At 69.2% G+C, this 12399-nt stretch carries 11 protein-coding genes; 1 reads left to right on the top strand and 10 read right to left on the bottom strand.

Annotated features, from left to right (window positions below):
• Positions 1 to 756: 756 nt before the first annotated feature.
• The 4 genes from KBX37_RS06555 to KBX37_RS06540 form a co-directional block, all read right to left on the bottom strand.
• On the bottom strand, positions 757 to 2229 hold the full coding sequence (locus KBX37_RS06555; RefSeq protein WP_210775018.1) for a tyrosine-type recombinase/integrase: 1473 nt from the start codon (positions 2227 to 2229) through the stop codon (positions 757 to 759).
• The gene (locus KBX37_RS06550; protein WP_210775017.1) at positions 2226 to 2642 is read right to left on the bottom strand and encodes a hypothetical protein; all 417 of its coding nucleotides are present in this window, start codon (positions 2640 to 2642) and stop codon (positions 2226 to 2228) included. Before KBX37_RS06550 ends, KBX37_RS06555 begins: the two co-directional genes overlap by 4 nt.
• Complete coding sequence (locus KBX37_RS06545) at positions 2617 to 3534, bottom strand: DUF2637 domain-containing protein (RefSeq protein ID WP_210775016.1); 918 nt, start codon at positions 3532 to 3534, stop codon at positions 2617 to 2619. The genes KBX37_RS06550 and KBX37_RS06545 overlap by 26 nt, the downstream gene beginning before the upstream one ends.
• A 383-nt stretch (positions 3535 to 3917) precedes the next feature.
• Positions 3918 to 4805, bottom strand: coding sequence for a replication-relaxation family protein (locus KBX37_RS06540; RefSeq protein ID WP_210775015.1), 888 nt, complete (start codon positions 4803 to 4805; stop codon positions 3918 to 3920).
• Positions 4806 to 5289: 484 nt separating this feature from the next.
• On the opposite strand from KBX37_RS06540, the gene KBX37_RS06535 reads away from it, so the two are divergent.
• On the top strand, positions 5290 to 5793 hold the full coding sequence (locus KBX37_RS06535) for a hypothetical protein (RefSeq protein ID WP_210775014.1): 504 nt from the start codon (positions 5290 to 5292) through the stop codon (positions 5791 to 5793).
• A gap of 125 nt (positions 5794 to 5918) precedes the next feature.
• Here KBX37_RS06535 and KBX37_RS06530 read toward each other — a convergent pair whose 3' ends face one another.
• The 6 genes from KBX37_RS06530 to KBX37_RS06505 form a co-directional block, all read right to left on the bottom strand.
• Positions 5919 to 6716, bottom strand: a complete 798-nt coding sequence (locus KBX37_RS06530; protein ID WP_210775013.1) for a DeoR family transcriptional regulator — start codon at positions 6714 to 6716, stop codon at positions 5919 to 5921.
• A 480-nt stretch (positions 6717 to 7196) separates the two neighbouring features.
• A complete protein-coding gene (locus KBX37_RS06525) occupies positions 7197 to 8207 on the bottom strand; it encodes a CU044_5270 family protein (protein ID WP_210775012.1) in 1011 nt (336 codons plus the stop codon).
• Complete coding sequence (locus KBX37_RS06520; RefSeq protein ID WP_374103676.1) at positions 8207 to 8425, bottom strand: sigma factor-like helix-turn-helix DNA-binding protein; 219 nt, start codon at positions 8423 to 8425, stop codon at positions 8207 to 8209. Before KBX37_RS06520 ends, KBX37_RS06525 begins: the two co-directional genes overlap by 1 nt.
• A gap of 167 nt (positions 8426 to 8592) precedes the next feature.
• On the bottom strand, positions 8593 to 9147 hold the full coding sequence (cyaB, locus tag KBX37_RS06515; RefSeq protein ID WP_210775011.1) for a class IV adenylate cyclase: 555 nt from the start codon (positions 9145 to 9147) through the stop codon (positions 8593 to 8595).
• Positions 9148 to 9160: 13 nt separating this feature from the next.
• Positions 9161 to 10207, bottom strand: coding sequence for an aldo/keto reductase (locus KBX37_RS06510; protein WP_210775010.1), 1047 nt, complete (start codon positions 10205 to 10207; stop codon positions 9161 to 9163).
• A 14-nt stretch (positions 10208 to 10221) separates the two neighbouring features.
• The gene (locus tag KBX37_RS06505; protein WP_247657157.1) at positions 10222 to 12360 is read right to left on the bottom strand and encodes a radical SAM protein; all 2139 of its coding nucleotides are present in this window, start codon (positions 12358 to 12360) and stop codon (positions 10222 to 10224) included.
• Positions 12361 to 12399 lie beyond the last annotated feature (39 nt).

Here is a 12399-nt window from a genome sequence, read left to right as displayed (position 1 = left end):
CCATCAGGTGTCAAGGTGAAGGCAACGGCCGCGACCGCGTACGCCTGCGGCCGCCTAGCAAACCAGGGATGGAACAAGGTCTCTGACGGCGACCAGGGTGGGAGGTTGACCGCGATCGGTTCCTCGGACTCTGCCTGTTCTGCGCGCGCGCCTTCAGCCACCAGCCGAGAATATCGATGATCAGAACAGCACGGCAGGCCCGAATACGCTCAGTAGGTCACCTGGGACAAGATCGGCCAGTGGCGGCAGCCACCGTTCAGGACCGTGGCCGAAAGTTCGAGATTAGCGCGTGTCTACTTGGCTCGTCGGCCACGCTCGTTGGCCGCGCCGCCACCGCGACCACCGCAGATGGTGAGCAAGGTCGACGCCGAGGGCGCGGACGCATCCTTTATGACACTTGCCGCTGTGGGGCCACCGTTCGCGGTGAGCGGTGGCGTGGCTACGTCGCGTCATTGAGGCACGCCCAGCAACCATCAAGGGCAAGACCAGGGCGCGAACGGCCGGCGCGGTGGACGTGATGGCAAGCCCTGGCTGCACGATCGCTCGTTGGTGAGGTTGCTGGTTGCTGGTTGCTGGCGTACCAATAATTGGCCTTCTGATGCCCACTGCGACCGCCGTCCCTGCCAGGGCCGGTCGCCAGGGATGCCGCCGTACGGGTCCTGATTGCCTCCATGAGGTCACTCGTCAACGCGGCGGCGGCCGGCCAGGGGGTGCGCGCTGGCCGCCGCTGCCGACGACGGGTGGCAGCCTCCGGGTCTATGCCGGCCTTGTCGAGCCACGCCGTCGCGGGACGACCGATGCGGTTGCTTCTGCCGCGGCATGAGATAGCTCGGGTAGGACGTCGCCGTAGAACTTGGCGGTGAAGTGTGGGCTGGAGTGGCGCAGCCGACTGGAGATGACCTTCATCTGGACGCCGGCGGCGAGTCCCATGGTGGCGGCACCGTGGCGGAGGTCGTGAAGTCGGATGGGTGGTAGTCCGGCTTGGGCGGCGAGGTGGTGGAAGTGGTCGGTGACGTCGGCGGGGTGTTGCCGCCCGCCGGTGAGGGTGGTGAAGACAAGTCCGGTCTTTGTCCAGGCAGCGCCAGCGGCGAGGCGTTCGCGGTGTTGCCGGGCACGGTGCGCACGTAGGACGGCGACGGTCTCGGTGTCGAGAGCGACCGCGGCCTCGCTGTCGGTGGTCTTGGGGGTGTCGATGGCGGTGGCCCAGCCGTGCTGGACGAGTTGCCAGCGGACGGTGAGGGTGGCGGCGTCGAGGTCGAGGTCGCCCCAGTGCAGGCCGCATGCTTCGCCTCGGCGCAGGCCGGTGAAGGTGATGAGGTGGTAAAGGGCGTAGAGCCGGTCGCCGGCGTCGTCGGTGTGGTCGAGGAATCTGCCGGTGTGTTCGGGGGTCCAGATCATGACGGGGCTGGGGGTCTTGCCGGTGTCGCGCCACGTCTTGATGCGCTGGTCGGTCCAGACGGTGGGCTTGGGTGGTCGGGCTGTCGGTAGTTCGACCATGAGGGCGGGGTTGGTGTCGATGTAGCGGTGGCGGCGCATGGCGTCGTTGAGGGCCTTGCGCAGGGTGGCGTGGATGACGTGCAGGGTTCTGGGGCTGACGATTCGCTGGTTTTTGACCTGGTCGCGCTTCTCGGGGTCGCGGCTGGCGCGCAGGGTGGCGATGGTGGTGTTGCGTTCAGTGATGGCGTCGTACATGGCGTCGATGTGGCCGGGGCGGAGTCGGTCGATGCGTAGGTGGCCGAGGTGCGGGATGAGGTACAGCCGGATGTGACCTTCGTAGGAGCGCAGGGTGCCTGTCTTGATGTTTTTGCGTCCGGCGAGCCAGTCGGTCAGGTACGCCTGCATCGTGGGCAGTTCGGTGGGGGTGATGTCCAGGTGCAGCGCCCGCCGGACCTGGTCCGGGGTGGGGATGGGCGCGCCGGTCTTGACGGCGGTTTCGATGAGGTCGCCGGTCTTGACGGTGGTGTGCGGGTCGGTGGGGTCGGGGACGGCGAGCGCGCCCCGGATGCCGTCCAGGACGGCGTCGGCGTCGGCCTGGGTGGCGTAGGGGCCGTGGCGGAGTGGGCGGCGGGTGCCGTCGGCGCGGGAGGGCACTTCGATCTGCCAGTGCCACTGGCCGTGGGTGCGGGACCAGCCGCCGCCGGGCCGGCGCAGCTGGGGACAGGAGCGTCCCAGTCGCCGGCCCGTGGTGGTGTCGCGGCAGCCGCAGCGTTTGAAGGTGGAGCCCTTCACTCATCGTCTCCTGGATGCTTCGTATGGTGCCGCCAGCGGTGCCGGGCGGAATCCGCTGGTGGCGGGGTCGTCGCATCCACGCTCACCTTCGCGTCGGCATCAAGTCGTCGGTCGTCATCGGTCGGAGCAGGGTCCTCGACCAGCAGGAGCTGGAGGAGGCCGGCGACTGGGACGATGATGCGGCTACCGGCCCGGATCAGCGGTATGGGGAACTGGTCGGTGGCGGCGAGCCGGTACGCCTGGGATCGGCTGATCCCGAGCACCGAGGCGGTGGTGGCGAGGGTGGTGGTGACGCCCAGGGCACGAATGCGCTCGACGGTCCACACCTCCTCGACGGTGGGCGGGGGCGGGGTGGTGGTGCTGTCGGTCGTGGTACGGATGGTTTGGTCAACGGGATTCGTGGGGCCGTACATAGTCAGGTTTCTCCTGGCCGTGAGAGGGATGGCTGTGCTGTTCGAGCGAGGTGATCCCGCCGGGGTCGACCGGCGCAGGGGTGGCTGCTCCGCCACCGTCGCGCCGCTCCGGTGACAAAGGCGGTGGCGTCGGGTTGGTCGGCATGACCGGACTCACGATCAGCTCGGGTGGTGCAGGCGACTCGGCCTTGAGGGTCTTGAGGAGTTCGGATACTCGGGTGTTGGACACGGTGTGACCGGCTGCGCGGAGGGCTTCGGCGAGTGCCGCGCGGGTCAGTGCCTGTCCGTCCGCGGCGAGTCGGTCCCGGACCTTGCGTGCCGCAGGCAGCAGCTCGGCCACGTCGCCGGATGGCTGCGCGGACGGTCCCCGGTCCACTCGCCGGTGCCGGTCCGGTCCGCCGTGTCGGCGGCGAGCGTCCGGTGAGCGGACGGTCCGGGTGCTGGACCGGTCTCCCGCCGTGACAGCGGACCCGGTCGCCTCGTCCGGTCCACCAGCCGGAACGGTCCGCCCTGCCTCATCCGGTCGACAGTCCCCAACCGTCTCGGCGGTGGCGGGCGTGGCGGTGCTGGTTCGACCGAGGGCGATCTTGACCATGACGAGGAACCCGAGCGCGGGTACGGCAGCGGCGACCCAGCCGATGACCGAGGGTTCGGCCTCGACGACCTGTGCCGCCAGGGACAGGGTGACGGCGCAGGCCAACACGGTGGCCGGGAACACGGTGGAGGTGTGGGCGCGTTTGCGGCGGCGGAGTTCCAGGCCGGAGGCGATGGACATCAGCTCCAGAACGATCGCGTCGGCCCAGGCCAACCAGCCGGGTTGGCCGTGCGCGGCGGCCACGTTGTGCACGTGGGTGAAGCTGGCCGCCCCCGCTGCGCCGCCGATGGCCAGCATGATGACGACCTGAACGCCGCCCTCGACGCGGCTGCCGCGCGGACTGGTGTCCGGGTCAGGGATCGGTGTCGTCGTGGCCGATCACCTCCCTGACGCGGGCCGGGGCAACGGTTCGTCCGTCACCCGCTGGAGGCCGGACCGGGTGGCGGACCGACCCCGCGTTGGACAACAGTCGGGACGCCGACCAGACACCGGCTGCGGACCGCCCTCCGCGGACGCGCCGGACCGGGACGTGGTCCGGCCGCTGTGGGACCGGACGTCCGGTGCTCTCACGGATCTGCCAGCACCGGCCGAGCCGCTCACGACAGATGCGTGACAGACGCCGGCCGTTGCTGTCCGATCCGCAGCGGAGGTACTGTCCACCGCCGTCTTGCCGTCGCCGATCACGCGGCCTCACCCGCCCGGCTGGAGACGTCAACGGCATGCCGGGCCAGATCCGCCAGCCGCAGCCGCTGCCCTTCCCCGCCGGCCACGGCCCACACCGCCCCAGCCGGGCCAAGGCCCGCCATCGCGGCGTGGTCGCGGGCCCCGGTGGCAACCGGCACCATCAGCGGCACGTCGGCCAGCACACGGCGCAGGTTGCGCTCCCGAGCGGCCGAGTGCAGCCAGAACAGCACCGGCCACGCCCGCCCGATCGTCGCGAACAACTCCCGGTAGCCGTCCACCTTGCCGGCCAGGATCGACAACTGCTCGGCGCCGGTGTCGTACTCGACGAAGAACGGCACCTCGGCACCGCCGTCGACCCACCGGCCGTAACCATCCGGGCGCACCCGCGGCTGATACGCCCGCACCAACCCGGGATCCTGCCGGCTGGTGAACGTCCCGGCGCGCTGGCACGCCACCTCGGGCAACCACTCCAGCAGGCCAGTGCCCGGATGGGTGCGGGCGTGCCCGGCCAGGTCGGTGAAGAAACCGTTCACCCCGAGCCGGTGCGCGAGGCTGCGGGTCGAGGTCCAGCGCCGCCGCTCCACCCGGGCGTGGTCCCGCCGCGGTGGGCGTTCGTCCCGGCTGGCCGCGACGACCTCGGCGCCGAGTTGGTCGATGACGTAGTGGTACGGGTACGAGCCGCCGTCGGCACGCTGTGGCCGGAACCGGGCCACCAGCCGCAGCCGGTACAGGGTCCGCAGCCGCCGCTGGCAGAAGTCCAACGACGGGAACAGGGCGCTCGCGATCTGGAACGACGTCAACACGCCGTGGTCGTACAACCAGCCCAGCAGCACGCGGTCACGGCCGGTCAGCTGGGATTGGACCCGAAGGACCGGATCATCCACCGGCTACCACCTCCTTTCCGGTACGGAATGCCCGCCCCAGGGGAGAGACCCGAGACCAGGCAGGGTCTGTCGCAGGACAAGGTTCCAGCGCTGACAGACGGGCTGACCTGCGTTGTGAGAGGAAACCGGGGGTCTGTTCGGGGGTCCGGCTGAAGACTGACGTCAACGCTGCCCCCAAGCCCGACCCCCGAACGGGGATCAAGCCGGAAGTCGTCACTGCCAATGCCTGCGGCCGTAGTTAAGGGTGTCGGCGAAAGCACGAGAACTCCTTGGTTGAGGGTGTGGGATGTGGTGCTGGTGGCGTGGTCGGGTCACCACAGCGCCGCCGGAGCGGGAAGGGCCGGTTAGATACATCCCGGCGCCTACCCTGCTGTGGTCGCCACCCCAGCGGCGCACGTATGCGGGAGCAGTAGCGAGACGAATGGACTTGGGGTAAGCGCGCGGAGGTGGTTGGTGGCGAAGGTGGGGGCTAGCCTCTCGGGTCATGTCCGCCCCTGCGACACGTCCGTTGCTGTTCCTCGACGTGGAGGGCACCCTCATCCCGTTCGGCACACCCAAGGCGGCTGGGCCGGGCATGTCGCAGGGCCGCCGCGAGGCACCGGTCCTACCGGCCGATGCCCATCCCCTGCTGCACAAGGTCGATCCGGAACACGGCCGCCGGCTGGAGGCCCTGCCATGTGATCTGGTGTGGGCGACGACCTGGATGAGCGAGGCGAACGACGTGCTCGCGCCGCTGCTCGGGCTACCGACCCTGCCCGTCGTGGACTGGCCCGACGCCGACGACGTTGGCGTCCTGCACTGGAAGACCCGTGGGCTGATCCAGTGGGCACAGGGACGCCCCTTCGACGACGAGATCTCCCACGCCGATCAGCAGTGGGTATCGACTCATCACCACCGCCCGGCACTGCTACATCGAGTCGACCCACGTCGCGGGCTGACCGAGCAAGACTTCACAGTCATCGAGAGCTGGCTCATGCAGGCGCGGTAGAGCGAGCTCCAAGCCGTCGCGGCCGCCGCGCTTGACGGCTGTCTGCCACTCGGGACCGCCGCTGGCGAGATCCCGCACCATGCCGCTGGCGTTGGCGGCGGCCCGAGAATCGTGACGTCGTGCGGTCACGATCCGACCTCGATGAGGCGACACCTGCCGATGTTCCCCGGCACCTGCCATACCTGCTCGTCCGGCCAGTGGCGATACAACAACTGCTGCGTGGTCGTGGCGACAACGTTCGGCAGCGGCTCGCGGAGCAGGTCGGCCCGCAGTCGTTCCTCCCGCTCGGCGTCCTGGGCGACCAGCAGAACCGCCCCGACCGGCACCAGCCGGTCCGCACGCCGGTAGCCGGCCAACAATCCACCCAGCCCTGACGCCGGCCGCTCGTGCTCGGCGACAACGTCGCCGATCGGGCCACGATCGACGTGTACCAGGAACCGCAGGCACCGCCCATCCTGCAGCCAGACGCCGTAGCCGTCGGCCCGCAGCTGCGCCAGGTCGTGCTGCCGCAACCACGACGAGGTCTCCATCGTCGCCAGCCACTGGAACAGCTCGCACCGCCCCGGGTCGCGCCGCGACACCTCGACCAACGGCAGGAACAGCAGAGCATCCGCCCGACCGGAGGACCGCTGACCCAACCGCAACGGAACCGGCCGCCCCGACGCCGTCAAGGCACGCCGGAGCACCTCCGTCCCTTCGGCCGTGGCCTCGTACCACCAGGTATGGGTCCGGTCCTCCGGCGAACGCTCGCGGTTCACCAGTCCCGCCTCGTGCAGCCACACCAGGTCCCGGTGGGCCGTCAGCCGCGACACCGCGCAGACAAGCGCCACGTCCAGCGTCGACGCGGAACCGTGCTGCGCCAGGTACGACAGGATCCGCCACCGCCGCGGGGACAACCGCCGCGTGGCACCCTGGTCACCCATTCTCCGATGATCCCTCCGCGCACCGCCGGTCCAACATCCTGTTTCCCACAGCCCGCAACAGAGAGTGGTCGATGTTCCGGCCGGGAGATCGGTAGCCTGGACCGCCCTGACCGGAGACAGCGTTCGCCGTGGGCCGTTGGGCGAGGCGTCGACGGGCCGTGCGAGCACCCACATACCCAAACCGGGTTTTGGGGCCGATTTTGGAGATCACTGTTCAGTGAATCAGCCGAAGATCCGAGGACAGAAAGCGCGGTAGGGTCAAATCAGACCGCTAATAGTTGATCTCTAAGGTCGGCGCCGCACTGCGGCGCTGATCTTCAGAGGCGCGCGACAAGCCCGTCCCGACTCGGCGATGATGCGCCACGCCTCGACACGATGGTTACTTGAAGTAACAACGCGCGCGGCCTGTCCAGCCACAGCTCTGGCACCCGAGATTGCGGCGGGGCCGCTCCCGGAAGGAGCGGCCCCGGAGTTCGGCGTTCAACCCATTCGATCAGTCCAGGCGGCATCGAGGATCACCTGGTACGCGCCGATCCGCACGGGCGACAGCGTCAGTCGCTCGTGGGCGAGCAGCTCACCCGTCTTCGGGTCGAAGATCAGGAGAGACTGCGCGTCGTGTTCGCGGTCGTCGAAGGTGACGGCGACCCCGTCCCGACCGGCGCGATCCGTCACCTGCCCCCGCCAGCGGAAGCCGGGCACGTCGGCGAGGACCCGCAGGATCTCCGCTCGGGCCGCACGCGGTATGACGAACTGCGCGTAGATAGTGCTGACTTCCTTGCTCGCGGCGCCCGGCCCGTACTCGACCCTGAGCAGTTCGCGCAGCCGCGACGGGTCGGCCGACGGTGGCGTGAACTCCATGGGCGGCAGCGGGATCATGGCCGGAGCCGCCGCGCCGTCAACTGCCGGACGCGAGTCCAGGTTGCGTTGCCAGTAGTCGCGGGACTCCTGGTCGGGGTACTGCGGCTCCAACTGTGTGTTGATCTGGCTGCCGGTCCCGTCGGCGGCCTGCCAGACCTTCGTCTCGTCGGCGAAGGCGACGTGGTGACGGCCGTCGGCAGAGGTCATCACCGGATCGCCCCACACCTTCGTGTGGTGGTACATGTAGCGCCCGCCGAGGTGGTCGTACTCCGCGTCCTTGATCTTGCCGGCCAGCGCGCGCAGATGCGGGCCGGCGTCTGGTGGGTCCGTATCGAACTGGTACGAGACCGGCACGAGCACCGATCCCGCTGTGCTCCCGGGCCCGTCCGGAACGTCCGGTGAGGGCCTGTCGAACGGCTGGAGAACGGCCACGGCACCGGCCGCGACCGCCAGCATCCCCGCCGTCAGAACCAGCCGGCGGGTCCGGCTCACGCGACGACGCCCGGCGACCATCTCGGTGGTGCCGGCGCGGTTGATCAGTTCGTGCGCCGAGACCAGCGGCGGTGCGACGGCGGCGGGCCGGGCCGGGTCGACCGGGCCGAGGAGGGTACGGGTGCGCTCTGCTCCGAACATCACAGTTCCTCTCGAGTGGTCGCCAACACGGGGCGACGCCGGGACTGAGCGGGCCGGTCCGACATCGCCTCAGCGAGGCGGCGACGGGCGCGATGCAGGCGCACCGCCGCGGTCGCCCGAGTGCAGCCAAGAACCTGGGCCGCCTCGGACACCGTCAACTCCTCCCAGCCGATCAGCCGGAGGATTTCCTGGTCGAGTTCGCTGAGAATGGCCAGCACGGCCCGGACGTCGGCGATCGTCGGGTAGGCCGGTGACCTGGTCGAGGTCTTCCGGGTCGAGGTCAGGCAGAAGGACCGTCACGTCGCCCACGGTGGTCGTACGCATGTCTTTCCAACCTGTTCGAGCGCGGTGAGTACGCCGCGGACACGTGTCGAAGCAGTAAGGATCAGTGGTCGCGGCCGAGAAGCATGTGCGGGTACCCCTTGTTGATTTGCTCGCCGAGCTCGATGCCGAGGGCGACGATGAACGCGTCCAGGCGTTGGGTGGCGTCGCTCACGTCCACGGCGTCGCCCTTGAACTCGAACTCGACGAAGTCGCCGGCGTCCACGACGTGGTCGAGGACGATCTCGACGTCCGGCAGGGTCCATGCCTGGCGGGTCTTGTCGACCGTCACCAGGGGCTGGAAGTCGAGGGATTCCAGCAGGAGGCGGATGGTCTCGGCGTCACCGACGGAGGTTTCGTACTCGTCGGCGTGGGTCTTGACCACGGCGTCAACCGGGTGCCAGCGCTTGAAGTTGATCGACGCTCCGTGGTCTTCCGTACGGAGACGCAGCCAGTCGGAGATCACGTCGGAGGCGAGGAAGTCGCGGTGCGGGGCGTTGTAGTAGGCGTCGACCTGCCGGGTGGGCTCGGCGGGTTTCGCGCCGAGTTCGGCGAGCCTGGCCTTGAGAACCTCGGCATCGGCCAGGCGGTACTTCTTCTCAACCTCGATGTAGCGCACGGTGTTGTTCCTATCAGTCGGTGTACGGGCTGGCGTGGAGCACGGCGCGGATCTGCGTGATGTCGTCGGTTTGGAGAGGATGGTCGAGTGCCGCGATGATGGCGTCGATCTGGCTGGCGTTGCGAAAGCCGGCGAGGATCGCGGCGTCGGGTGCGTGGTGCAGGGCGTACTGCACGCAGAGGTGGACCATGGCGCTGGTGCTGTGGCCGTACCGGTCGCGCAGGGGCGCGAGTCGGGCGTGGACTTGGCCTCGGTGGTCCGGCGTGAAGGCCGGGTCGGTGCTGCGGTGGTCGGCGGCGCTGTACTGCCGCTGGTCGGGGCCGGATCCGGTCTGGAGCAGAAGGCCCTTCCCGAAGACCTGCTTGATCAGAACCCCGACGCCGTTGCGATGGGCGAAGCGGAAGATGTCGGTCTCGTGGTCGCCGTACGGCTGGCTGAGCAGGTTGTAGCGGGCGGTGAGCACGTCGGGGCGTGCCTGGTCGAACAGGTACAGCCAGCGGCGTGTCTCGGCCGCCTCCGGTCCGTCCGCAGTGGCCCATTCCTCGGCGAACCGGTGTGGCGCCCGCATGCCGACCGCGCGAATGACCCCCTGGTCGCGCCAGGTGTGCATGAGGTCGACCGCGTCGGGCAGGTACCGGTCGTCGGGGCCGAAGTCACTGCTGTGGAGGAGGTAGATGTCGAGGTGGTCGGTGCCGAGGTTGTCCAGGGTGGTGGCGAGTTGCGCGCGCATCTGCGCAGGGTGGTAGGCGTGACGGGCGGTGCCAGCGAAGTAGCCGACCTTGCTGGAGATGGTCAGGCTCTGCCGTGGGGCGAGGCGGAGAAGCCGGCCGAGGAGGCGTTCGGAGTGGCCGAGGCCGTAGACGTCGGCGGTGTCGTAGAGCGTGACGCCCCGTTCGAGGGCGCGTACGAGTCCGGCGAAGGCTGCGTCGGGGTCGACGCCGTCCCAGCCGATCGGGGTGCCTCGGTTGGTCGCACGGCCGCCGATGGTCCAGCAGCCGGCTCCGATGACGGAGACGTCGGCGTTAAGACCGACGAGATGGCGTCGCGGCAGGAGGCTCATGGGGTCGGGTCCGTTCAGGTGCCGCACGGGTCCGCCGCGTTGATCAACTGCCAGCCGTGGGCGGCGGCCCATCTTCGGTGTTCTTGCCGGAGGATGTCACGGCGGTCGGCCGGCAGGGCCGCGGTGACCGTAGCGACGACCGGTGCCAGGTCACTGCGCAGCTGGATCAGGAGAGCGTCGGCCGCGTCCTGGCATCGCGCGTCGAGATCACCGTCGTCCGTTGCGCTCGGATCGGTGCGGGAGAGTTCGTCGAGCATCGTGCCGAACAATCGGTAGGCGGCGTCCTTCAGCAGCCGACGCAGGTTACGGACCATGGCGTACGGCCGGCCGGTGAGGATCTTCTCCAACGACTTGAGGGTGTAGTCCAGCGCGAAGTTCCGGTCGATCCACAGCTGGGAGCGGCGGGCGAGGACCCCGATGCGCCAGTCCGCGTAGCGGGCCTCGACCCTTCCCATCGACGGGTCGGCCCGCCCGGTGAGTCCGGCCGCTTCAGCACGGCGGGTGTAGGCGGCACCGATCAGGCATTCCATGCCGACGAGCAGATAGCTGATGCCGGTGTAAAAGGGACGTCCTGCGGTGTGGGCGGCGACCCACCGCTCGTCGTGGACCCCATCGATGATTTCGGCGACGCTCAGCTGGGGTTGCGGTTGCAGCAACAGGTCGGTGCGGCCCTGGAAGGCGTACGTCTGACGTAGCTCGGCTGCGGTCATCAACTGGTCGAAGGTGATGTAGGTGAATCGCGGCGGCACGCCCAATGCGGTAAGGGTGCGGATGGCCAGGGCGTTCTGCTCGCCGGTGGTCTCCTTGTTGAAGCGGTCCAGGATCGAGGTCACCCCCGACTCCACGCCGAACAGGCAGCGCCGCAGCTTCCGCTCGACCAGGCCCCGCCAGAGGTGACCGCGGTCGAGGTGCCAGGCTCGGTCCCGGTCGGGACGGACGACCTGGTCGACCCGGCAACTCGTCTCCCAGGTGAAGCCCGTCTGGGCGAGGGTGTCCGCGACCTGCAGGGCGCGGGTGACAGCGTCATCGCCGCGTCCGATGAACTCCTCGTCGACCAGGTAGATCGTCCTGTTTAGATCCGGGTGCCGGTCAAACACCGCCCCCATCTGACGCAGGAGCCAGGGCAACGCGTCGGGACGCGCCCCCGCCCATTGCCCCTTGTGCCCGCGGGGGCAGAACGAGCAGTAGTTTGTGCAGCCCCTCGACGACTCGAGTTGGGCGACCCCACGGTGCGCGAAGGTGCGGTCAAGCAGATCCAGTTCCGGCCACATGTCGGTCTGCGACCGGTTCGCCACGGTCGCGGTCCGGCGGGAAAGGTTGATCGGCAGCACGGTACGCGACCGCTTGGTGCCCCGGAAACCAATGCCGCGGATCTGCCCGACGTCCAGGTCTCCATGCCAGTGGGCCAGCACGTCGGCCATCGTGGGCTCTCCCGCCCCCCTGCAGATGAGCAGGTTCGGATAGCGATCCAGCAGGATCTGCTCGTTGCGGACGGTCAGCGAGCCGCCGGCGACCACCAGGGGCGGCCGGTCGAGGGCCGTGACTGCGTCCAACAGGCGGACGGCGAGGTCATGCTGGCCGAAGGTCACCGACACGCCCAGCACCTCCACCCCGTCGCGGACCCGATCGACGATGTCGTCCAGTCCGAAACCGAGCTGCATATCCATCAGTTCGACCTGCCCGAGCAGGGTCGACCGGGCCGCTCGGGCCAGGTCGGAGATCGCCAGCGGAAACCGGGGAAGCGGGAAGTGCTCCGGGTGGTACAGCGACGCCAACAGCAGCCTCGGCCGCAGCAGCCGTCGCTGGCCCTCTGGAGTGAGTTGCGCGGTGGACAGCCAACTGTCCGGGTCGATCACCGTCAGGTGGCCGGCGGTCCACGCGGGCCATGCCCGGCTGCCGTGCGGCTGCCCGGAAAGGTCGGCGGCTGTCCATGGTCCTGACGGCTGTTGGATGAGGACCAGCCTGCGGTCCAGGGTTCCGGTCACCACCACTGTCCGCTCCTCCCTCATTGTCAAGCTGAGGGCGGCGCGTAGGGCGTTCGGGTCCTCCAACGGCACCGCCGCCAACGGCTCGCGACGGGGCGGGATGCAGCCGGTGGCGTGCGCGCAGGCGTACAGCAGCCGGTCGTGGACGGACGGGAGCAGGTCACGCATGGAACACCTCCGTGACGAACAGGGGTTGGGCATGGGCGT

The organism is Micromonospora sp. U56, assembly GCF_018070095.1.
Classification (GTDB): Bacteria; Actinomycetota; Actinomycetes; order Mycobacteriales; family Micromonosporaceae; genus Micromonospora; species Micromonospora purpureochromogenes.
This window is presented reverse-complemented; position numbering and strand designations above follow the sequence as displayed.